The 20,645-nt window shown below is 60.7% G+C and carries 24 protein-coding genes; 22 read left to right on the forward strand and 2 right to left on the reverse strand.

Translation table 11 applies throughout. From position 1 onward, the window contains the following. The first annotated feature begins 129 nt into the window (after positions 1 to 129). The 3 genes from U9R81_RS17920 to U9R81_RS17930 all read left to right on the forward strand — a co-directional run bounded on the left by U9R81_RS17920 (position 130) and on the right by U9R81_RS17930 (position 3,812). Positions 130 to 1,278: a glycosyltransferase family 4 protein gene (locus U9R81_RS17920; protein WP_322496778.1), complete on the forward strand. Its 1,149-nt coding sequence runs from the start codon at positions 130 to 132 to the stop codon at positions 1,276 to 1,278. Positions 1,279 to 1,566: 288 nt separating this feature from the next. Then, positions 1,567 to 2,415 (forward strand): hypothetical protein, encoded by an 849-nt coding sequence (locus U9R81_RS17925; protein WP_322496779.1) that lies wholly within the window; start codon positions 1,567 to 1,569, stop codon positions 2,413 to 2,415. Between the two features lie 185 nt (positions 2,416 to 2,600). After that, positions 2,601 to 3,812 (forward strand): AAA family ATPase, encoded by a 1,212-nt coding sequence (locus tag U9R81_RS17930; protein ID WP_322496780.1) that lies wholly within the window; start codon positions 2,601 to 2,603, stop codon positions 3,810 to 3,812. A 191-nt stretch (positions 3,813 to 4,003) separates the two neighbouring features. Here U9R81_RS17930 and U9R81_RS17935 read toward each other — a convergent pair whose 3' ends face one another. Continuing rightward, positions 4,004 to 4,267, reverse strand: coding sequence for a hypothetical protein (locus U9R81_RS17935; protein ID WP_322488139.1), 264 nt, complete (start codon positions 4,265 to 4,267; stop codon positions 4,004 to 4,006). A gap of 255 nt (positions 4,268 to 4,522) precedes the next feature. Here U9R81_RS17935 and U9R81_RS17940 point away from each other — a divergent pair, with 255 nt between their 5' ends. The 19 genes from U9R81_RS17940 (at position 4,523) to U9R81_RS18030 (ending at position 19,942) form a co-directional block, all read left to right on the forward strand. Beyond that, positions 4,523 to 5,200 (forward strand): helix-turn-helix transcriptional regulator, encoded by a 678-nt coding sequence (locus U9R81_RS17940; RefSeq protein WP_322488140.1) that lies wholly within the window; start codon positions 4,523 to 4,525, stop codon positions 5,198 to 5,200. A gap of 35 nt (positions 5,201 to 5,235) precedes the next feature. Then, on the forward strand, positions 5,236 to 6,015 hold the full coding sequence (gene sufC, locus U9R81_RS17945) for a Fe-S cluster assembly ATPase SufC (RefSeq protein ID WP_322496781.1): 780 nt from the start codon (positions 5,236 to 5,238) through the stop codon (positions 6,013 to 6,015). Positions 6,016 to 6,026: 11 nt separating this feature from the next. Continuing rightward, positions 6,027 to 7,241, forward strand: a complete 1,215-nt coding sequence (sufD, locus tag U9R81_RS17950; protein WP_322496782.1) for a Fe-S cluster assembly protein SufD — start codon at positions 6,027 to 6,029, stop codon at positions 7,239 to 7,241. A gap of 212 nt (positions 7,242 to 7,453) precedes the next feature. Beyond that, complete coding sequence (locus U9R81_RS17955) at positions 7,454 to 8,692, forward strand: cysteine desulfurase (RefSeq protein ID WP_322496783.1); 1,239 nt, start codon at positions 7,454 to 7,456, stop codon at positions 8,690 to 8,692. Positions 8,693 to 8,711: 19 nt separating this feature from the next. Further along, positions 8,712 to 9,104, forward strand: a complete 393-nt coding sequence (sufU, locus tag U9R81_RS17960; protein WP_322496784.1) for a Fe-S cluster assembly sulfur transfer protein SufU — start codon at positions 8,712 to 8,714, stop codon at positions 9,102 to 9,104. 34 nt (positions 9,105 to 9,138) lie between these two features. Continuing rightward, a complete protein-coding gene (sufB, locus tag U9R81_RS17965) occupies positions 9,139 to 10,554 on the forward strand; it encodes a Fe-S cluster assembly protein SufB (protein ID WP_322496785.1) in 1,416 nt (471 codons plus the stop codon). Between the two features lie 113 nt (positions 10,555 to 10,667). Further along, positions 10,668 to 10,982, forward strand: a complete 315-nt coding sequence (locus tag U9R81_RS17970) for a non-heme iron oxygenase ferredoxin subunit (RefSeq protein ID WP_322496786.1) — start codon at positions 10,668 to 10,670, stop codon at positions 10,980 to 10,982. Positions 10,983 to 11,056: 74 nt separating this feature from the next. Further along, positions 11,057 to 11,908, forward strand: coding sequence for a sulfurtransferase (locus U9R81_RS17975; protein WP_322496787.1), 852 nt, complete (start codon positions 11,057 to 11,059; stop codon positions 11,906 to 11,908). A gap of 117 nt (positions 11,909 to 12,025) precedes the next feature. Next, positions 12,026 to 12,412: an iron-sulfur cluster assembly scaffold protein gene (locus U9R81_RS17980; protein WP_322496788.1), complete on the forward strand. Its 387-nt coding sequence runs from the start codon at positions 12,026 to 12,028 to the stop codon at positions 12,410 to 12,412. A gap of 134 nt (positions 12,413 to 12,546) precedes the next feature. Further along, complete coding sequence (locus tag U9R81_RS17985) at positions 12,547 to 13,473, forward strand: cysteine synthase family protein (RefSeq protein ID WP_322496789.1); 927 nt, start codon at positions 12,547 to 12,549, stop codon at positions 13,471 to 13,473. A gap of 243 nt (positions 13,474 to 13,716) precedes the next feature. After that, positions 13,717 to 14,193: a M67 family metallopeptidase gene (locus tag U9R81_RS17990; RefSeq protein ID WP_322496790.1), complete on the forward strand. Its 477-nt coding sequence runs from the start codon at positions 13,717 to 13,719 to the stop codon at positions 14,191 to 14,193. Positions 14,194 to 14,241: 48 nt separating this feature from the next. Next, positions 14,242 to 14,526, forward strand: coding sequence for a MoaD/ThiS family protein (locus tag U9R81_RS17995; RefSeq protein ID WP_322496791.1), 285 nt, complete (start codon positions 14,242 to 14,244; stop codon positions 14,524 to 14,526). Further along, positions 14,523 to 15,674, forward strand: coding sequence for a molybdopterin-synthase adenylyltransferase MoeB (gene moeB, locus U9R81_RS18000; protein WP_416180990.1), 1,152 nt, complete (start codon positions 14,523 to 14,525; stop codon positions 15,672 to 15,674). The genes U9R81_RS17995 and moeB overlap by 4 nt, the downstream gene beginning before the upstream one ends. 267 nt (positions 15,675 to 15,941) lie before the next feature. Further along, the gene (locus U9R81_RS18005; protein ID WP_322496792.1) at positions 15,942 to 16,964 is read left to right on the forward strand and encodes a Gfo/Idh/MocA family oxidoreductase; all 1,023 of its coding nucleotides are present in this window, start codon (positions 15,942 to 15,944) and stop codon (positions 16,962 to 16,964) included. A gap of 629 nt (positions 16,965 to 17,593) precedes the next feature. Beyond that, positions 17,594 to 17,905: an ArsR/SmtB family transcription factor gene (locus U9R81_RS18010; RefSeq protein WP_322496793.1), complete on the forward strand. Its 312-nt coding sequence runs from the start codon at positions 17,594 to 17,596 to the stop codon at positions 17,903 to 17,905. Next, positions 17,902 to 18,267, forward strand: coding sequence for a hypothetical protein (locus U9R81_RS18015; protein ID WP_322496794.1), 366 nt, complete (start codon positions 17,902 to 17,904; stop codon positions 18,265 to 18,267). Before U9R81_RS18010 ends, U9R81_RS18015 begins: the two co-directional genes overlap by 4 nt. Before the next feature lie 135 nt (positions 18,268 to 18,402). Further along, complete coding sequence (locus U9R81_RS18020) at positions 18,403 to 18,636, forward strand: hypothetical protein (RefSeq protein ID WP_322496795.1); 234 nt, start codon at positions 18,403 to 18,405, stop codon at positions 18,634 to 18,636. A 101-nt stretch (positions 18,637 to 18,737) separates the two neighbouring features. Continuing rightward, complete coding sequence (locus tag U9R81_RS18025) at positions 18,738 to 19,439, forward strand: CHAT domain-containing protein (RefSeq protein WP_322496799.1); 702 nt, start codon at positions 18,738 to 18,740, stop codon at positions 19,437 to 19,439. Then, positions 19,397 to 19,942, forward strand: coding sequence for a hypothetical protein (locus U9R81_RS18030; RefSeq protein ID WP_322496796.1), 546 nt, complete (start codon positions 19,397 to 19,399; stop codon positions 19,940 to 19,942). The genes U9R81_RS18025 and U9R81_RS18030 overlap by 43 nt, the downstream gene beginning before the upstream one ends. Before the next feature lie 94 nt (positions 19,943 to 20,036). On the opposite strand, the gene U9R81_RS18035 is transcribed toward U9R81_RS18030, so the two are convergent. Next, positions 20,037 to 20,645, reverse strand: a 609-nt coding sequence (locus U9R81_RS18035) for an SDR family NAD(P)-dependent oxidoreductase (protein ID WP_322496797.1), incomplete at its 5' end; no start/stop codon positions are given.

A 20,645-nucleotide genomic window follows, 5' to 3' on the forward strand; every position in this document is an offset into this window, starting at 1 on the left:
CGACGTAGCAAAGTGGTAATGCAGCGGTCTGCAAAACCGCCATTCGCGGGTTCGATTCCCGCCGTCGCCTCCAGAGGCATCTACTGACGAGAGGTTGATCGCCTCTCGTTCTTTATTTCGTGGCGTCGTATGCGTATTCTCTGTACTCTGACCTACTATCGTCCTCATACCAGCGGTCTCACCATCTATGTCGAACGGTTGATGCGCGGCTTGGCCCGGCGTGGGCATCAGGTGACGGTGCTCACTTCGCAGTATGATCCGAGTTTGCCAACGTTTGAGATTCGCGATGGCGTGCGGATCGTGCGCGCGCCGGTGCTGGCGCGCATCAGCAAAGGCGTGATTATGCCGACATTCGGCTGGCTTGCCACCCGCCTATCGCTCGAACATGACGCAATGAGTCTGCATTTGCCGCAATTCGATGCGCCGGGGTTGGCCGTGCGCGGCAGGTTGTTGAAGCAGCCGGTGGTGCTGACCTACCACAGCGATCTGAAACTGCCGCCGGGGTGGCTCAACCGGGTGGCCAACCGGGTCGTGGATGTGGCCAATCAGGCGGCGGCAGCGTTGGCGACCCGGATTGTTGCTTACACCCAAGACTTCGCCGATCACTCGCCTTATCTGCGCCGGTGGCGCAACAAAGTGACGATCATCCCCCCGCCGGTGGAGGTGGCTGAGGTGTCGGCAGACGAGATCGCTGCCTTCCGGCGGCGTTGGAACTTGCAGGGTCCAGTGATCGGTATGGCGGCCCGGCTTGCCTCTGAGAAAGGGGTAGAGGTGCTGCTGGATGCGTTGCCGCGCATTCTGGCCGTCTACCCGACGGCGCGGGTGTTGTTTGCCGGCCAGCACGAGCAGGTGCTAGGCGAAGAAGCGTATGCCCTCCGGCTAGCGCCGCTGTTCGAGCGGTTTCGCGATCACTGGACCTTCCTCGGCACGTTGAATGCGCGTGAGATGGCGACCTTTTTCCCGAACCTTGATGTGTTGGTTGTGCCGTCGCTCAATTCCACCGAAACGTTCGGGCTGGTGCAGGTCGAGGCGATGTTGTGCGGTACACCGACGGTGGCCAGCAACCTGCCGGGGGTGCGCCAGCCGCCGCTCATGACGGGCATGGGCAAGGTGGTGCCAATTGGTGATGCGGCGGCGCTTGCCGATGCGATTCTCGAGATTATTGCCAATCGCGCCGCCTATATCCGCCCGCGTGATGAAGTGGCAGCCTTGTTTAGCACCGAGCGCACAGTTGAAGAGTATGAGCGCCTCTTTGCCGCGTTGCGCGGCGCTCGTTAGCCGAACGCGGTACAATGTTCATGATCACCGCAAAGAGAGGCGGGATAAAGGAATAAATAAGGATGCTTGGTATAGGGGCATCTGCCGGCAATTGCTGGCCGTAGGCAGTTCGGTTCGTAGTTGCTGCTGGTTTGAGCGCGATGACAACCGGTATTGCCTTTGGGAATGCCGCAGCGGTCGCTCTCGTGGTCTGTGACGCCGCATCTACGCTGCGCACCGATCCAGCGCCCAATCGATAAAGTGGCCGGACAGGTGTCCCTCCTAATAGGTTGGTCTTGCGGAGGCAACATGGCTGAGTCAACGATCACAGCCGCCGAATTAACTGCTGCCGGCAGAGCAGCATTGATTGCCGGCGATACGGTGACGGCGCGCCTGCGGTTTCGTGAGGCGCTGGAAATAGATCCGCATTACGTCGATGCGCTGCTCGGCATGGCGGCGGCGGTGCGTCCCTACCGCGACAAGCGCGAATATCTGCGGCGCGCCTTAGAAGTGGAACCTGACAACAGCGAAGCGCGCGCGACGCTGGCGCAGGTTGAGGCGCGGTTGGCCGCCGGTGAGTTGCTCGCGCCGACGGGGGTGCAGGTGCGCGAGCGCGAAGAGCCGGCAGTGGCAGTGGAAGCGCCGCCGGCGCCGGTTGAGCCGGCTACCGAGACCTTGGTCTGCTACCGCCATCCGCAGCGCGAAACCGGGTTGCGCTGCATTAGTTGCGGTCGCCCGATCTGTCCTGAATGCGCGCGGGCGACGCCGGTCGGCCAGATCTGCCCCGAATGCGCGCGCGAACGGACGCCAGTCAATTATCAAGTCGGGCCGGCGCAGTTGTTGGTGGCTGGGGTGGTTGCGCTCGTGTATGCGCTCATTGTGACCTTAGTAGCCGGCGTGGTGATTGGTTGGGCTGGCTTCTTTGGCTTCATTGTCGCCTTCCTGCTGGGGCCAATGACCGGCAATGCCTTGTCGCGGTTGGTAGATTGGGCCACCGGGCGCAAGCGCGGGCGGATGCTCATGATCGTGGTTAGTGTCGCGTATGCGTGCGGCTCGTTGCCCTATATCGGCTTTGTCATCTTGATCGGCGGCTTTCCATTGGCGCTGCTGTTTTACTCGATTATGGTCGTAACCACCGCGTTGGCTTGGTTACGTTGATGACAGTTTTCTTAACCAATGTGTACAGGCTATCTGGCAGTGGTACAACAAAGGCTGAAACATCCTAATAAATGAGGGGCGGGTGGCAAGGCGCACATCTCCACATTATGACGTAGCATAGTGGCGCTTCACCCGGCGCTGAGGCAATGACAGGATAGTTGCCGGTGGCTGGCAGGGGAGGCATTATGGCGAACGAAGGTCAGATGAAGTTAGCGGTGCGCGGTGACAAAAACCCGCTCGATTTGGTCGAGCGCCGGTTGCGCGAACAGATCTTTGGCCAAGAGCGGGCGATCGAGAGTGTGATTCGGGTGCTCAACCGGTCGCGATTTGGCTTTTCTGCCGGCAATACGCGCCGTCCGCGCGCGACCCTCCTCTTCCTCGGCCCTACCGGCGTTGGCAAGACTGCCACTGCGCGCGCGTTGGCCGAGCTGCTCCGGCCCGATGGCAGCGCCTTTCTCAAAATCGACTGCTCGCTGTTTAGCCAAGGCCACGAAGTGAGCGCCTTGGTGGGCGCGCCGCCGAGCTATGTCGGGCGCGACCAAAAGCCGCTGCTGAATCCCGATATTATCGAGCAAGAGAATAGCGTTGTGCTGTTCGATGAGATTGAGAAGGGCCAACCCGAATTGTGGAATCTGCTTCTGCAGGTGATGGAAGACGGCGAGATTCTCTTGCTCAATGGCGGGAGGCGGGTGAGTTTTCAGAACAGTATCGTGATTTTCACCACCAATGTCGGCGCGAAAGAGATGGTCGATTTTCTCGACCGGCGCACGATCGGGTTCCGCACGCCGCATAAAGATGTGGAAGCGACTGGGCGCGAGATTTACCAGATCGGGTTTGAAGCCTTGCAGAAGGTGTTTCAGCCAGAGTGGATCAACCGGCTTGATGAAATCATCGCTTTCCGCCCGCTCTCGGCGGAAACGCTCAGCCAAGTGTTTGATCGCATGATTGCCGAGTGCAATCAGCAATATTTGCGGTACGCGGTGCAATTGTGCGTCACGCCAGCCGCCAAAGAGTACTTGCTCTCCAAAGGGTTTGACTCGCGGTTTGGCGCGCGGCCGTTGCGCCAGCGCATTCTGAAAGATATCGAAGCGCCGCTGGCCGATTTGCTGGCGTCGGGTGGTATTCCTCCCAGCAGCATGATTGAATTGCGCTACACAGGGGTCGATCAGCACGGCCAAGCGTTGCAATTCTACTACGGCGAAGCGCCGGAATTGATCGAGCGGGCCGAGGAGTTGCGCCAGCACGAGTTGCAGCGGTTGGCGGTTGGCCAGAGCGATGGCCCGCAACCGCCGAGCATTAGCCTGACCCACGAGCGGAGCAACGCCGCCGAAGGCGGAATCTTTACCACCCGCGGCCCGCGGGCCACGCCGCGCCGCGATCCGCGTGATGGAAGGTAGGGAGCGCAAAGGCCGAGCTGGTCAACGCAAAGACGCAGAGGACGTGAGGGCTGACTAACGCAAAGACGCAGAGAACGCGAAGGGCACAGAGGGTTTTTTGTGGGGATTTTTGAGTGTGCTGGCAGCCATATCTGAACATCTAAAAACCTTTGCGTCTTAGCGCCTTTGCGTTAAAATTCCTCTGCGTCTGTTTACGGCGCGTTCGGGTTGGGCCGGCGCGATACCGAGAGGTCGGGTTCGGCTCCATCAGCTAAGGGGCGCTTGAGCAAGAGATAACTGCGGCCCGGCATCACCGCTTGCACCCCGCACACTTCCCACCCTTCAGCGCCTAACCCGTTGAGAAAGCGACGGGCGAAGCCGGTATTGCGCTCACCCGCTTCGGGATAGCTCTCTTGCCCCTCGACCGAGACGCGCTGCCACGCCTCGACAAACACGACTTTGTACTCCCAACGCATACCATGCTCCTTTTGGTGTTACGCGGCGGGCGGCCGTGGCGCCGGCCCCCGTCGCTGCTGCTATGCCCCGATCTGCCGGGCACATGAGCAGTGTAGTACTGATTTCGCGTAATGTCAATTACAAAATTACACTTCCTGCAAGGGGCATTCCTCGGTGAGCGGTACTGCCGGAATTAAAAAAGTTTTTGGCTTTTTTATTGACAATAGCTTGAAATGCTGGTAGACTACACCATAGTAGTTCGGAGTAGTGCGACTATGGAAATCTCACGCTATCCGTCCGATAGTCCAGCCGGCATCATCTTGCGCTACTTACAGCGCCATGCGCGGGCTACCGTCAAAGAGCTGGCCGATCTGCTCGGCGTCAGCACGACGGCAGTGCGCGATCACCTCGTGCATCTGCAAGCCGAAGACATGGTTGAAGTGACGAGCGAGCGCAATGGGCCGGGCCGTCCGCGGTTAGTCTATTCCCTGTCTGAAAAGGCGCAAAAGTCGTTCCCCAAGCAGTACGATCGCTTGATCAGCAGTCTCCTGCGCGAGCTGATCGAGCTGGAAGGCGAGGGGAAGGTTGAGCAATTGCTCGACCGGGTCAGCCAGCGGCTGGCGAGCGAGTATGCCGACCGGATGGCCGGCAGCGATGTGGCGGCGCGCCTCAACGAGTTGCGCGCGTTGCTGGAACAGCGCGGCGTGCCGGCTGAGATTGATCCCGAAGGTGACGTGTTGCGCCTGTTCGCCTGCCCGTTCTACGATGTCGCGGCCGATCATCCAGAAGTTTGCTCGATGGAGCGACGCATGATCGAGTACGTGCTCGGCGAAAAGCTCGTGCTCGAAGATACCATCCGGGCGGGGGCGCATAATTGCCGTTTCGTCTTGCGCCCAAACGATATTCCGCTCACGGTAGCGCCATCGGTTGCTGATTCTGATGCGAAGGCTTAGGTGTTGGTCTGTTTTGATTGTTTGATGAGGAGCACATGAGCAACGATCTGATCATCAAAGATCTTTATGCACGGATCGGTGACAAAGAGATTCTGCGCGGCGTCAATCTGACGGTGCGGCAAGGCACCATTCATGCGATTATGGGACCGAACGGCAGCGGCAAGAGCACCTTGTCGTATATCATTGCCGGCCATCCGTCGTATGAAGTGACTGGTGGCGAGATTTGGTATAAGGGCCACAATCTGCTTGAACTTGAGCCGGATGAGCGCAGCCGGCTCGGCGTCTTCCTCGCCTTCCAGTATCCGGTGGCGGTGCCGGGGGTGACGGTGGCGAATTTCTTGCGCTCGGCGATCAATGCCCACCGCGCCGAAGAGGGTAAGGATCCGAAGGAGACGGCGCTTCCGGCCGCCGAGTTCCGTAAGCTGCTGCGCGAAGGCCTCAATGTGCTCGATATGGACGAGAGCTTTATCCGCCGGTACCTCAACGATGGCTTCAGCGGCGGCGAGAAGAAGCGGCTGGAGATTTTGCAGATGATGTTGCTCAAGCCGTCGATGGCGGTGCTCGATGAGACCGACTCGGGGCTTGATATTGATGCGTTGCGGATTGTGGCCAATGGCGTCAATCGCTTGGCCGGCCCCGATATGGGGGTGTTGGTGATTACTCACTACCAGCGCCTGCTTAACTACATCAAGCCCGATGTCGTGTCGGTGATGATGGATGGCCGCATCGTGCGCGAAGGCGGCCCCGAATTGGCGCTTGAGCTGGAGGAGAAGGGTTACGACTGGCTCCGCGAGGAGCTGACCGGTGCGGCGTAAGGGAGATGCGCATGACAACGACATTGCCAACCCTGAATGAGATGAGCGCCGAGATGGTCGTGGCTCGTTCGCAGTCAGCCGGCGAACCGGCATGGCTTACCGAGCGGCGGCGCGAGGCGTGGACTGCGTTTGCCCAGATGAACCCGCCGGAGTGGCGGCGCACCGATCTGAGCAAGCTCGATCCGACCACGATTGTCCCGTCTGACGGCGCGCATGCCACCGCAATCCAGTGGGATCCAGCCTTGGCGGCGCAAGGCGTCGTCTTTACGACGCTGGCGGCGGCGCTACACACCCACGAGGCGCTGATTCAGAAGTATATGGATACGGCGGTTGAGCCGTTGAAGCATAAATTTAGCGCGCTGCGGGCGGCGCTCTGGCAAGATGGCGCATTGCTCTATGTGCCCAAGGGCGTGACGATTGAGGCGCCGCTGCGCTTGATCTATACGCTCGCTGCCGACGGTACAGCGATCTTCCCGCGCACGCTGGTGATCGTTGAGCCGCACGCCAGTGTGACCTTGATCGAGGAGTTTACCTCGCTTGATCTACGTGCTGGGTCATTCGCTGGCCCGATCACCGAACTCTTCGTCGGTGATGGCGCTAGCGTGCGGTTTGTCAGCATCCAGCATTGGGGCAGCGGGGTCTACCATCTGGCTGGCCAGCGTGCAATCCTTGCCCGCGATGCGAATATTGAGTGGACGTCGATTCAACTGGGCGGGCAGGTGCAGCATATCGAAGCCGAAACCACACTGGTTGGCAACGGTTCGCGCCTTAATTGGCTGGGGGCGACCTTCGCCGCCGATACGCAGCATCTGGTGATTGCGCCGTGGATGCGCCACGTTGGCCACAACTGCGAAAGCTTTATGCAGTTTAAGACGGTGGTCAACGATACCGCCTATAGCGTGTTCGACGGCATGATCAAGATCGAGCACGAGTCGGCGGCGACCAGCACCCGGCTGGAAGAGCATGCCCTGCATCTTAGCCCCAAGGCGCGCAATGATAGCATCCCCGGCTTGATGATTAGCACGAACGATGTGCTGAAGGGCGGGCATGCCTCGACCAGCGGCGACATCGATCAAGAGCAGCTCTTCTATATGCAGACCCGCGGCATTCCGCGCGCCGAAGCACAGCGGATGATCGTGATGGGCTTCTTCGAGCCAGCATTGGAAACGGTGCCACTGGAAGAGCTGCGGGCGGAGTTGATGGCTGAGATTGCGGCTAAGATCTGATTGCAATCGGGTGGCGTGCGGCAGGCTCACTGCCGCACCCCCAACTGAGCGCCGCTCTGCTGGCTCGTGGGCTCAAACCGCACGCAGGCTGCGGAACAAGCCTGTTACACTGGGTTCGTTGTTAGGTAGTTCGCCGTGCGATGGGCGAGGGAAGCGCCTCGCCAGTGCGTCTGGCGTCCGGTCGCTGGCCAACGTGCAGATAAGGTGGAGCTATGGCGACACTGTCACAATTTGACGTGATTACGCTGCGGCGGGATTTTCCGATCCTCCATCAGGAGGTGCATGGCAAGCCGCTGGCGTTTCTTGATAGCGCAGCCTCGTCGCAAAAGCCGCGGCGCGTGATTGAGGCGCTGGAAGATTATTACCGGCGCTACAATGCCAACGTTCACCGCGGTGTCTATCGTCTGAGCGAGGATGCGACCTTTGCTTACGAGCGCGCGCGCGGCAAGTTGGCCCGCCTAATCAACGCGCCGAGCCAGCGTGAAGTGATCTTTGTGCGCAACACCACCGAGGCGATTAATCTGGTGGCCTACTCGTGGGGCAGCGCCAACGTTCAGGCCGGCGATCGCATTCTGCTGACGATGATGGAACACCATTCCAACATCGTGCCGTGGCAGTTGTTGGCCCAGCGCACCGGCGCCGAGTTGGTCTATCTGCCGTTTGATGGTCAGGGCCGCTTGGTGCTTGATGATCTCGACCGCCTGCTCGACGAGCGGGTGAAGCTGGTTGCCTTCACCCACCAATCGAACGTCTTTGGTACCATCAATCCGGTTGAGCCGATTGTGGCGCGGGCGCGGGCGGTTGGCGCGCGGGTGTTGCTCGATGCGGCCCAGAGTGTGCCGCACATGCCGGTGGATGTGCAGGCGTTGGGGATCGATTTTCTCGCCTTCAGCGGGCATAAGATGTGCGGCCCGACTGGCGTCGGTGTGTTGTGGGGGCGGCGCGAGCTGCTCAATGCGATGCCTCCCTTCCTCGGCGGCGGCTCGATGATCGATCTAGTGGAACTGGATCACAGTACCTTTGCCGCAGTGCCGGCCCGCTTTGAGGCGGGCACGCCGGCGATTGGTGAAGCGATTGCGCTCGGTGAAGCGGCTGATTACCTGCGCGAGGTGGGGTTGGCAGCGATCCACCACCACGAGCAGGAGCTGACCGCGTATGCGCTAGAGCGGTTGGCCGAGGTGCCGGGTCTGACCGTCTATGGGCCGCCGGCAGGGCCGGATCGGGGGGGGGCGGTGAGCTTCTCGCTCGAAGGGGTGCATCCGCACGATGTGGCCGCTATCCTCGACCGAGAGGGGGTGGCGGTGCGGGCTGGTCATCACTGCACTCAGCCGTTGCACCGGGTGTTGGGGGTGCCGGCGACGACGCGAGCGAGTTTCTATCTCTACAACTTGCCCGAAGAGATCGACCGGCTCGCGGCGGCGCTACGGAAGGCGCACCAGATCTTTGCCTGAACGACAGCGAGCTATGGCTATGGATGACATCTATCGCGAACAAATTCTCGAACATGCCCGTCATCCGCGTAATTTCGGCCATCTGCCGGCGCCAACCGTCGTGCGGGAAGAGCGTAATCCACTCTGCGGAGATCAGATCCGGCTTGAGTTGGCTATCACTGACGATGTGATCACTGATGTGCGGTTCACCGGGCGCGGCTGCGCGATCAGCCAAGCCAGCGCCTCACTGCTCACCGAGGCGATCAAGGGGAAACCGGTCGCCGAGGCCAAGCAGTTTAGTAAGGATGATTTGCTCGAGATCATCGGGATACCGCTGGCCCACAATCCGACCCGGCTCAAGTGCGCATTGCTTTCGCTCAAGGCGCTCAAAGCCGGCCTGTACGGGGTGGGTCAAGAGGATGAAGAGATATAAGTGGCGTCGATCATACTAGCAAAGGAGAGCGACTGTGGTTTCTGAGGCAGTCAATTTGCAGTTTGACTACTCGCGCTATGGCTTCCGGCAGGAAGAGCGCTATGTCTATAAAGCGCCCAAAGGCTTGAACGAGCGCATTGTGCGCGAACTTTCCGGCATGAAGGGCGAGCCGGAGTGGATGTTGAGGCGGCGGCTGCGCGCGCTCGAGATTTTCAACAAGAAGCCGACGCCGCTGGTGGGCACGTGGGCCAACCAAGAGCTGGCCGAGCTGAATTACGATGACATTCACTACTTCGTGCGCGCCAATGAGCGTCCGCAGACCGACTGGGATGCGGTGCCGCCGGAGATCAAGAATACTTTTGAGCGGCTAGGCATTCCTGAAGCCGAGCGCAAGTTTCTCGCCGGCGTTGGTGCGCAGTATGAGTCGGAAGTCGTCTACCACTCGCTGCGCGAAGAGTGGGCTAAGCAAGGCGTGATCTTTCTCGATACCGACACCGCGCTGAAAGAGTACCCTGAGTTCTTCAAGGAGTACTTCGGTACCATCGTGCCGGCGGCTGATAACAAGTACGCCGCGCTCAACACCGCAGTCTGGTCGGGCGGCTCGTTCGTCTATGTGCCGAAGGGGGTCAAGGTCGATATTCCGCTGCAAGCCTACTTCCGCATCAACGCCGAGCGCATGGGCCAGTTCGAGCGCACGCTGATCATCATTGACGAAGGGGCCGAAGCGCACTACATCGAGGGTTGTACTGCGCCGATCTACAGCACCAACTCGCTCCACTCGGCGGTGGTCGAGGTGATCGTCAAGAAGGGCGGCAAGTTCCGCTATACCACCATCCAGAACTGGGCCAACAATATCTTCAATCTCGTCACCAAGCGGGCAGTGGCTTACGAAGAGGCCAGTATGGAGTGGGTGGACGGCAATATCGGCTCGAAGTTGACCATGAAGTACCCGTCGGTCTACCTGATGGGCCGAAAGGCGCGTGGCGAGGTGCTCTCGGTGGCGTATGCCGGTCGCGGTCAGCACCAAGACGCCGGCGCCAAGATGGTGCATCTCGCGCCGGAAACGACTTCGCGCATCACCAACAAGTCGGTAAGCAAAGACGGTGGCAAGACCACCTACCGCGGTTTGGCTAAAGTCGCGCCGGGGGCGTATGGCGCCAAGATCAACGTCAACTGCGACGCGCTGATCCTCGATGAGAAGTCGGCCTCGGACACGATCCCGTACATCGAGATCGAAGAGGATCGCTGCACGCTGGCCCACGAGGCCACCGTTGGCCGCATCGGCGCCGAGCAGCTCTTCTACTTGATGAGCCGTGGCATTTCCGAGTCGGACGCACTCTCGATGATCGTGCTCGGTTTCATGGAGCCGTTCACCCGCGAGCTGCCAATGGAGTATGCGGTCGAGTTGAACCGCCTGATCCAGCTTGAGATGGAAGGGTCGGTCGGCTAAGAGCATGGCGTAGGGGTGAGAGAGACGAGCGCTCCCATGTATTGGGGGCGCTCTGTTATTGGGCGGAGCAGGGGCAGAGCGCCGCTCTGCCCGTACATATCGAGGAGCAAATCATGATTGACGTGTGCGATGTCAACGAGGTGCCGGTGGGTGGCGGGCGCGCGTTTACGATTGCGGGCCGCCGGATTGCGGTGTTTCGGGTGGCGGAAGGTGAAGTCTACGCGATTGATGACCGCTGTTCGCACGATGAAGCTTCGCTGAGCGAAGGCGATGTTGATCTCGACGAGTTGTGCGTCGAGTGCCCAATGCACGGTTCGTTATTCGATCTGCGTACCGGCAAGCCGCGCACGCTGCCGGCATTTATGCCGGTGGCGACCTATCGCAGTGAAGTACGCGATGGCCGAATATTTGTTGAGTTTTCAGCGTAAGAACTTGACTAATGGGAAGAAACGCGCTACAATGGCAGTATCAAGAAGCTGCTGCTGGCTAAGCGGAGGTTGCTATGAGCGGTTATGCCCATCCTGAAGCGCTGGTCGAAACCCAGTGGGTTGCCGATCACCTGCACGATCCTACCGTCCGCATCGTAGAAAGCGATGAGGACTTGCTGTTGTACGAGACCGGCCACATTCCCGGCGCGGTCAAGATTGACTGGGTGCAAGACCTGAATGATCCGGTGGTGCGCGACTATCTCGATTCTGAGCGGTTTGCGGCGCTGATGCGCGCCAAAGGGATCAGCAACGACACCACCGTCGTGCTTTATGGCGACAAGCATAATTGGTGGGCGACGTATGCGTTCTGGGTCTTCAAGCTGTTCGGCCACCGCGACGTGCGGATTATGAACGGCGGGCGGGCGAAGTGGATCGCCGAAGGCCGCCCGCTTACCCGCGAGGTGCCGTCGTATCCACCCGGCGACTACGTTGCCCCGCCGCGTGATGACTCCCGCATCCGCGCCTTCCGCGATCAGGTGCTGGAGTTTGTCCGCCAGCGCAAGGGGGCGCTGGTCGATGTGCGTAGTCCGCAGGAGTATACCGGCGAGCGCACCCACATGCCTGATTACCCGCAAGAGGGTACGCTGCGCGGCGGCCACATCCCGACTGCGGTCAACATTCCGTGGGCGAAGGCGGTGAACGAAGATAGCACGTTCAAGAGTCCTGATGAGCTGCGCGAGCTGTATGCCTCGCAAGGGATTACCCCCGACAAGGAGGTGATCGCCTACTGCCGGATCGGTGAGCGCAGCAGCCATACGTGGTTTGTGTTGACCTACTTGCTTGGCTATCCGCAGGTGCGCAACTACGATGGGAGCTGGACGGAGTGGGGCAATAGTGTCGGTCTGCCGATTGAAAAGAATATTTAGCGTCGTCAACGAGCGGGGGAACGAATAAACGCATGGATAAAGGGCGGAACAAATACTTTTATAATGTTCTAGCCAGTCGTTTATTCGTTCCCGTTACACAAGCCTTCGTTGACGCCTATGACAAACTTAGACATCATTGATTGCTTGCTCGACCACTACCGGCGGCCACGCCACTACGGCGAGCTGGCCGACGCGGTAACGTACACCATTGGCGTGCCTGAGTGCAGTGATACGCTCACCGTCTATCTGCGCGCTACGCCGGACGGTAACCTTGAGGCGCTGCAATTTACCGGTCAAGGGTGCAGTGTCAGTATGGGGACAGCCTCGATCGTGATTGAACAATTGCAAGGGGCGACCATCGCCGATTTGCTGGCGCTCGATGAAGCGGCAGCGCTGAACATTGTCGGCGCTGAGATTATGCAAGCGCGGCCCCGTTGCGCAGCGCTGGTATTCAGAGCGCTTAAGGCGGCGGCCCGGCTCGTTGACCGTCCGGCGGATAGGTGAAGGAATGGTGGCCCGTGATGGCATGCGGCAGTAACACTGCTGCATGCCGCAACGAGCGCGGTGCTGGCCAATGCCGGACGGATTGGGTACAGATAACCTTGCCCCAACGGCGAAGGCGAGAGCGAGCCAACCTTATGACAGAACTCCTTGATCTGATCGGCCATACACCGTTACTGCCGTTGCACCGCGCGCTTGATCTGCCGGCGGGAGTCGAATTGTACGGCAAAGCGGAATGGTACAACCTCGGCGGTTCGGTAAAAGATCGGCCCGCGCTCTGGATGATCCGGGATGGTGAGCGACGTGGCTTGTTGCGTCCGGGGATGCGGATTGCCGATGCGACGAGCGGCAATACCGGCATTGCGTATGCCACGATTGGCGCCGTCTTGGGGTACGGGGTGACGCTTGCGATGCCGGCCAACGCCAGCCTTGAGCGGCGGCGGATTTTGCGCGCGCTCGGCGCCGAGCTGATCCTCACTGATGCGGCGGAGGGCATGGATGCGGCGATTGCGGCGATTCGATCGTTGGTAGCCGAGCATCCTGATCGCTACTTTTACCCCGACCAATACAGCAACCCGGCTAACCCGCAAGCCCATTACGAGACAACTGGGCCTGAGATCTGGCAACAGACCGATGGCCGCATCACCCATTTTGTGGCCGCATTAGGCACGAGCGGCACCTTTATGGGAACGAGCCGCCGTCTGCGTGAATACAATCCGGCGATCCGGATGATTGCCGTGCAGCCTGACAGCCCGTACCATGCCCTCGAAGGCGTGAAGCACATGGCTTCGACCAAGTTTGTGCCAGCGATCTACCGGCCCGACCAAGCCGATGCCATTCTCGAAGTGCGGAGCGAAGAGGCGTTTGCAATGGCGCGCTGGCTGGCGCGGCGGGCCGGGTTGTTAGTTGGTATCTCGGCGGCGGCCAATGTGGTCGCAGCAGCGCGGGTGGCCCGTGAGGCGGGGCAAGGGGTGGTGGCAACCATCCTGTGCGATAGCGCCAATCGGTATCTCAGCGAACGGTTTTGGGAAGAGCCGGGGTTCGCGGAGGGGGCTGGGATTTGATGTGCAACATTGCGAGGGGGCGCAGCCCTCCTGTCATTGCGAGGGCGCGAAGCACCCGAAGCAATCTCCCGCTTCAGCGGAAGGACTGGCTGAGCGGTTTTCCTGTGCGCGGAGGAGATTGCTTCGCCGCACAAGGGCAGAGCACCGCGCTGCCCCTCCGCGCGGCTCGCAGTGATAAGCGGGGACGGCGTAAAGATATACGCATACTGATCGGATACAGGCTACAACACGAGCAAGGTGGTTATGACCCTGATATTGCCGGCGAAGGCAGTGGCGGCCATTGTCGCCCATGCCGAAGCGACCTATCCTGACGAATGCGTTGGTTTGCTGGTGGGAACGCTCAACGGCGAGCAGAAGACGGTTTTACAGGTGGTGACGCTCGAAAATCGCTGGAGCGGGCAAGTGCAACTAGCGCCAACCGATGATCCTACCTCGCGGCGCGACCGGTTCTATCTCGACCCTCGCGATTATCTGCGCGCCGAACGAGCTGCTCGCGCCGCCGGCTACGAGATTATCGGCTGCTATCACTCGCATCCTGACGCCGATCCGATCCCGTCAGAACGCGATCGCATCGGTGCGCAGGCAATTGGTGGTTCAGGCTTTTCGTTTGTGATTCAGGCAATTCGCAATGGCGTGGCTGCTGAACTGACATCGTGGCTGTTGGTGAATGAAGGGATGCGCTTTATTGCAGAGGACGTGCAGATCGCGCCGGTTGAATAAGCAATGTCATAGCACTCGGCAGAGTTTGAAGATAAAGGAGCTTCATCTATGGCGGTAACGGTAACGATCCCAACGGCGCTGCGCCAGTATTCCGGCGGCAATGCGAGCGTCAGCCTTGAGGCCAGTGATGTCGGCAACCTGATTCGCGGGTTGGTTGAACTCTACCCAGCGTTAGGTCGCCATCTGCTCGACGATCAGGGCCGGCTGCGCAGCTTTGTCAATCTTTACGTTGGCGATGAGGATATTCGCTATCTTGACGGGGAAGCAACCCTATTGCGCGATGGCGATACAGTCAGCATTATCCCGGCAATCGCCGGTGGAGGACGGCTATGAGCGAGGTGACTCTTTCGAACGAAGAGATTGCCCGGTATTCGCGCCACCTGATTATGCCTGAAGTGGGTATGGCCGGGCAGCGCCGGCTCAAGCAGGGCAGCGTGCTGCTGATTGGCGCCGGCGGGTTGGGTTCGCCGCTGGCGCTCTATCTGGCGGCGGCGGGGGTCGGCCATATCGGGTTGGTTGATTTTGATGTGGTTGACGCCTCGAACCTGCAGCGCCAGATCATCCATGGCACCAGTACGGTTGGCGTCGCCAAAACCGAGTCGGCCAAGCGCCGGTTGCAGGATCTTAATCCGTATATCGAAATCACTACCTACGAAACCCAGATCACCTCGCAGAACGCACTGGAACTGATGCAGCCGTATGATGTCATCGTTGACGGCACCGACAATTTCCCCACGCGCTATCTGACCAACGACGCCTGCGTGCTGCTGGGCAAGCCGAACGTCTACGGCAGCATCTTCCGCTTTGAAGGGCAAGCCACAGTCTTTTCGGCGCGGGATGGCGGGCCGTGCTACCGCTGCCTCTACCCCGAACCGCCGCCGCCGGGGTTGGTGCCGAGCTGCGCCGAGGGTGGCGTGTTAGGGGTGCTGCCCGGCGTGATCGGTACCATTCAAGCCACAGAAGTGATAAAATTGCTCACAGGCATCGGCGAGCCGTTGATTGGCCGTCTGTTGCTCTACGATGCGCTGGCGATGCGCTTCCGCGAGCTCAAGCTGCGCCGCAACCCGTCATGCCCGGTCTGCGGTGATCATCCAACGATCACTGAGCTGATCGACTATGAGCAGTTTTGTGGTCTTGTAGAGGAGCCTACGTTGTCGAACCAATTTGAGATTACGCCCCGCGAACTGGCGGAATGGCTGGAGCGGCCCGACCGCCCCTTCTTGCTCGATGTCCGTAACCCTTATGAGGTGGCGATTGCCTCGATCCCCGGCACCGACAAGCTGATCCCGATCGATCAGTTGCCCGAACGGATCAACGAACTCGACTCGGCGCGCGAGATGGTTGTCTACTGCCGCAGTGGCGCGCGCAGTGGCCGCGCGGTTGAATTGCTCAAGAGCGTGGGGTTCCGCAAGGTGAAGAATCTGGTTGGAGGCATTCTCCGCTGGGCCGACGAGGTCGATCCGTCAGTGCCGAAGTATTAGAGCCGCAAAGGGAGCAAAGACGCAAAGAGCGCGAAGATGTTGTGGGTCAGGCAAAAGCACGCTCATACGACCCTATCCAACACCTTTGCGACCTCTGCGTGCTTTGCCCCTTTGCGTTTGCAAAGGGCGCCAAGATTGTTAACGCAAAGCCGCAAAGATCTGTTGGGTTGGGCAAAAGCGCGCTTATGTGACCCTCCCCAACCACTTTGCGTTTAATCATCCTCTGTGCCTTTGCTCGCTCTGCCTCTTTCTGGATTGGAGTAAACCATGATCGGGATTATTGGCACCGGTTGGGGAGCGCGGGTGCAGGCGCCCGCGTTTCGCGCCGCCGGGTTGGCAGTGACCGCGCTAGCCGGCAGCAATCCGGCCAAGACAGCGCAGATCGCGCAAGAGTTGGAAGTTCCGTTTGCGACTGCCCGTTGGCGTGAGGTGTTGGAACGGCCTGAGGTGCAGGTGGTGAGCATTGTCACGCCGCCCTATTTGCACCGTGAAATGGCGGAAGCGGCATTGGCCGCCGGCAAGCACGTGCTCTGCGAGAAGCCAACCGCGTTGAACGCAGCCGAGGCGGAGGCGATGCTGGCTGCGGCGCAGACTCACCCCGCCCAACTGGCCCTGATCGACCACGAACTGCGCTTCTTGCCGGCAGTACAGGCGGCGCGGGAGCGCGTCGCTGCTGGCGACATCGGCGAGGTGCGCGCCGCTGAGGTGCGATTCATTGCCAGTAGCCGGGCCGATCCGCAGCGACAGTGGGATTGGTGGAGCGATCGCGCTGCCGGCGGTGGCGTGTTGGGGGCGATTGGCTCGCACCAGATTGATCTGTTGCGGTTCATCCTAGCCGCTGAGGTGACGCAGGCGCAGGGGTTGGTGCAGACCTTTATCGCGCAGCGGCCTGACGCTGCCGGCGTGCTGCACCCGGTGACGAGCGATGACTATACCGCGGCGACGCTGCGGTTTGCGAATGGAGCTGCAGCAACCTTGACGGCGACGGTCGTGGCGCGCACGAATGAGCCGCTCTCGGTGACGGTCTATGGCAGCGCTGGTACGCTGCGCTTCAGCGGCGGGAAATTGTTCATCAGCAGCGATGACACGTTCCACGATGTCACCCCGTCGCACACGGTTGAGCTGCCGGCGGCGCTGAGCGGCGAATTTCCCCATGGCACCGTCTATCTTGGCTACGCTTTGCGCGCAGCGTTGGCCGGCCAGCGCGAAGCGATGGCGCCGGCGGCAACGTTTGCTGATGGGTTGGCGATCCAGCAGGCGATTGATGCGATCCGGGGGGCGGCGAGCTGAATGTAACCGGTTCCGATTGTGCAGTCGGGCAACGCGAGGGTGTGTAACTCGACTTGCGCCACCAGCGCCGGCACCTCATCGACTCACGATTGTGCAATCTGGTAACGCGAGGGTGTATAACCCTCGCGTTTATGTATGGCGATTTTGGTTTTTGAAACTGGGCCGTCGTCGTTGCAGGTCTTCATCCCGCTGCTCCAATGGTGATCTGCCCTGCACCGCGGGCCTGCTTGCCATGTGTGGTTGAGAGGAGGGTAGAATATTTGGTCAAGTGCAACCGTTGATCGCTGTTTGATGCCTTACAGCCCGGTGCTGTGTTCCCCTCTCCCGCGTTCGTGGGAGAGGGGCTGCGGGTAAGGGCCATCAGCCCGCGCAGCGGGCTTCGTACCCCTAGCCCGGCCCTTCAGGGCCGGGTTCCGGTTCAGATATTTTGTCCACCCTTGAATAATGCATTGGGGAGCGGGGCCGGATTTTGTTTCTGCTGAGGGTCGCGTTGGTTCACGCTCGCATGGTTGCTGGAGACGGGCAGTGGCGGTGCCTTTCATGCCGGTAGGGCTATAAAACATATTCCCCTCTTGACAATCGCCCCTGCGCCGTCGTACAGTAAAACACACGCGGAAAGGAGGCCAACGATGGCCACGGCGCACCAACCTGCCCTTGAGCAAGACGACCGGCGATTGGCGCTGCTGTGCAAGGCGCTCAGCCATCCCGCGCGCGTGCAGATCATCCGCTACGTGATGCGTAACCCCGGCTGCATTGGCAACCAGATCCTACTGCATATGCCCGACGATGGCCCGCATGCCCAGTCCACAATTTCCCAACATCTGCGTGTGCTGCGCGAGGCTGGGTTGATTGACGCCTACGATGATGGTGCGGCGGTCTGCCACTATGCCAATGCTGATACTCTGGCGTGGTTGCGCGCTTATTTGGAGCAGTTCTCATGACCGCATCGCTGATGGCAATCCTTGAACAACAATTGGCTGCCGCCGAGCAGGCAGTGATGGCGAGCACCGGCGGCGCCGCATGGTGCCAGTTGCAACGCGATGGGCGCGTAACCGGCGGCGTGAAGTACGATGAGGGTCGGCTGGCGGCGTTGATGGCGGTGCGCCGCCGTTTGCGCAGCGCCGATCCGGCGACGTGGCAGCAGGCGCTGGCTGCCGAGTTGGTCCAATGGCAGCAGGCGCTGGCTGAAGTGCAAGCGCAACCGAAACCGGCGATGCCTTGGCTGGCCTACCGGCAAGGCGGTGTTGATGCTTTAACGGCCTTGCAAGAGGCGGCAGCCGCAGTATTGCCCACTAATCCCTAAGAAGCGGAGCAACATCATACTATTAACCGGTGCGCGTGGCGCGCAAGAGACATTGCTGATCCGGGTGCGCGGCGGCGCAGCGCTGGCTGAGTATGCCTCGAATTAGAGATCGTTGATGGCCCGCGGGTCAGTGGGTTGGCCCGGCTAGATCAAACCGCGTTGCTGGCGCTCCCCGATCCTGATGCGTATGGGTCGGCCTTAGGCCAGAGTCTCTTTGCCGATCCAACGCTGGCCCAATTTGTCGGTGAAGCATTGGCGGTGGTGCGCGCCAGCGGGCAATTGCTGCGCGTGCGGCTCGATCTTGATCCGGCGCCGGCGGCATTGGCCGAGATAGCATGGGAACGGCTCTATGGGCCGGTCGGCGCTTAGTGGCAACCACTGGCATTGCCGGGTGATACACCGTTTGCGCGCCTCATCCCAGTGCAACACTGGGGCGGGCCGCAACCATCTGACCGCCGCCGTTGCGGGTCGTGTTTGGCGCTGCTTCACCGCCAGACCTGCCGGCGTTTGGGCTTGATCCGATCGATCAGGCCGAGATAGCTGCCGCTCAGTCACTCTTCGATCGCCCTGAATGTGCCGAAACCGCGTTTATCAGCGGCGCGCAATCGCCGGTGTTAGCTGCTCTCACCGCAGCGTGGGCGGAAGCTGATGTGGCGTACCTCCTGTGTCACGGCAGAGTGACGCCGGCGGGTGCGGTGCTCTACCTCGAAGACGATGACGGCAAGGTCGATCCGGTGACGACGGCGCGACTAGTTCAAGCTGTATCTGCGCTGGCTTCGCCGCCGCGACTGATCGTGCTGGCTGCGTGCGAGAGCGCCGCTCGCGCAGCCTTCGATTCCTTTGGCCCACTGGCGCAGGCGTTGGTTGAGGCTGGCGTGCCGCTGGTGCTGGCTATGCGCGAACGGTTGCAAGTCACGACGGCGCGCATCCTGATGGCGCGCTTCTGCGAGCGGTTGTTTGCCCACGGCCAAGCCGATCTTGCTCTCAATGAGGCGCGGGCGATGGTCAGTGAACGCTGGGATTGGGGCGCAGCGACACTGTTGAGCTGTACCGTCGATTGCACGGCCTTGCCTTCCCGCTTGCCCAGACGTTGCAAGCCGGGATGGCGCTGCCGGAGGCTGCCGGCCAGATGTTGGCAATCGCACGGCGGCAAGCGGCGGGCACGGCCTTGATCGACGAATTGGAAGCGCTGCTGCACGAATGGGAGGCGCGCTACAGTGTGCTGGCCGAGTATGGCAGCCGCTTGCGCCGGTTGCCCAACGATCCGGCCCGCTTTAGTGATGAATTTGATACCGTCTACAACGATTTCAAAGACCTCTACGACCGCGAAACGTGGGCCGGCGAAGAGGCATTGTTGCGCCGCATGATCAAGGTGGCGAGCACGGCGTTGACCCAACTGGCGGGTGCGCTCGCGTCATCTGAGCATGCCCAGCTCAATGCGCTGCTGCAACAACACATCGCCACACGCGCTGGGTTGATCGACACGCTGCGCATCGTCTTCGATCAACTCAATGACGCCTTCGAGGCCATCAATGGCTTGGTGGCGGCAGGTGATGTTGCTGGGGCCATCCGCCGGAAACACGAAATGACGGCCCAATTCAGCGATGGCCTCGCCGAAATCCGCGGACGGCTGCGCTCGTTGAGCCGCGATGTGACCACTGTGAGTGCAGCGTAAGCGTTAGTGGCGGTTGGGTCGTTCGCTGTTTGCATCGCCGCAAAGACGCCACGCCACGGCGTTTTGCATTTCTTCGTAGCTACACCAACTGCGTTTACAACCGCCCCGCCACATGCCCGATCGTCACATCCTCAACTGTCACGTAGGGCGGCAACGCAACGATGGCCGCAATTGTCGCAGCCACATCACTTGGTTGCAGCATATTCGCCCGTGACCATTCGCCGGGAATGTCATCCCAGATCGCAGTGTTGGTCGCGGCGGGCAACACCGAACAGACCCTGATGCCGCGCGGGCGCAGCTCTTCGCGGATGGCAGCGGCAAAGCCGAGCGCGCCGTGCTTGGCGGCGACGTAGGCCGACCAGCCGGGAAAGGCTTGGCGAGCCGCGACCGAGGCAATGTTGATCAGCAGACCGCCGCGATCCATATACGCAACGGCCTGCTGCGCCACCAGAAAGAGACTAGTTAGTTGCGCGCGGAGGTGTGCTTCCCATTTGGCGAGATTCATCGCCTCAAGCGGCGCCACCAGCGCGCCGCCGACGCTATGTACCACCACATCGAGCCGTCCGCCGCCGGCAGCGAGCGTCACGGTGGCGGCAACCTGCTCTGGATCGGTGACATCGCACGGCGCCACGACGCATACTGCGCCAGCAGCGGCAGCTTGCGCTGCCACTGTCTCCAGCGCCGCGCGGTTGCGCGCGGCGAG

It is taken from the genome of Chloroflexus sp., assembly GCF_034435895.1.
In the GTDB taxonomy this organism is placed as follows: domain Bacteria; phylum Chloroflexota; class Chloroflexia; order Chloroflexales; family Chloroflexaceae; genus Chloroflexus.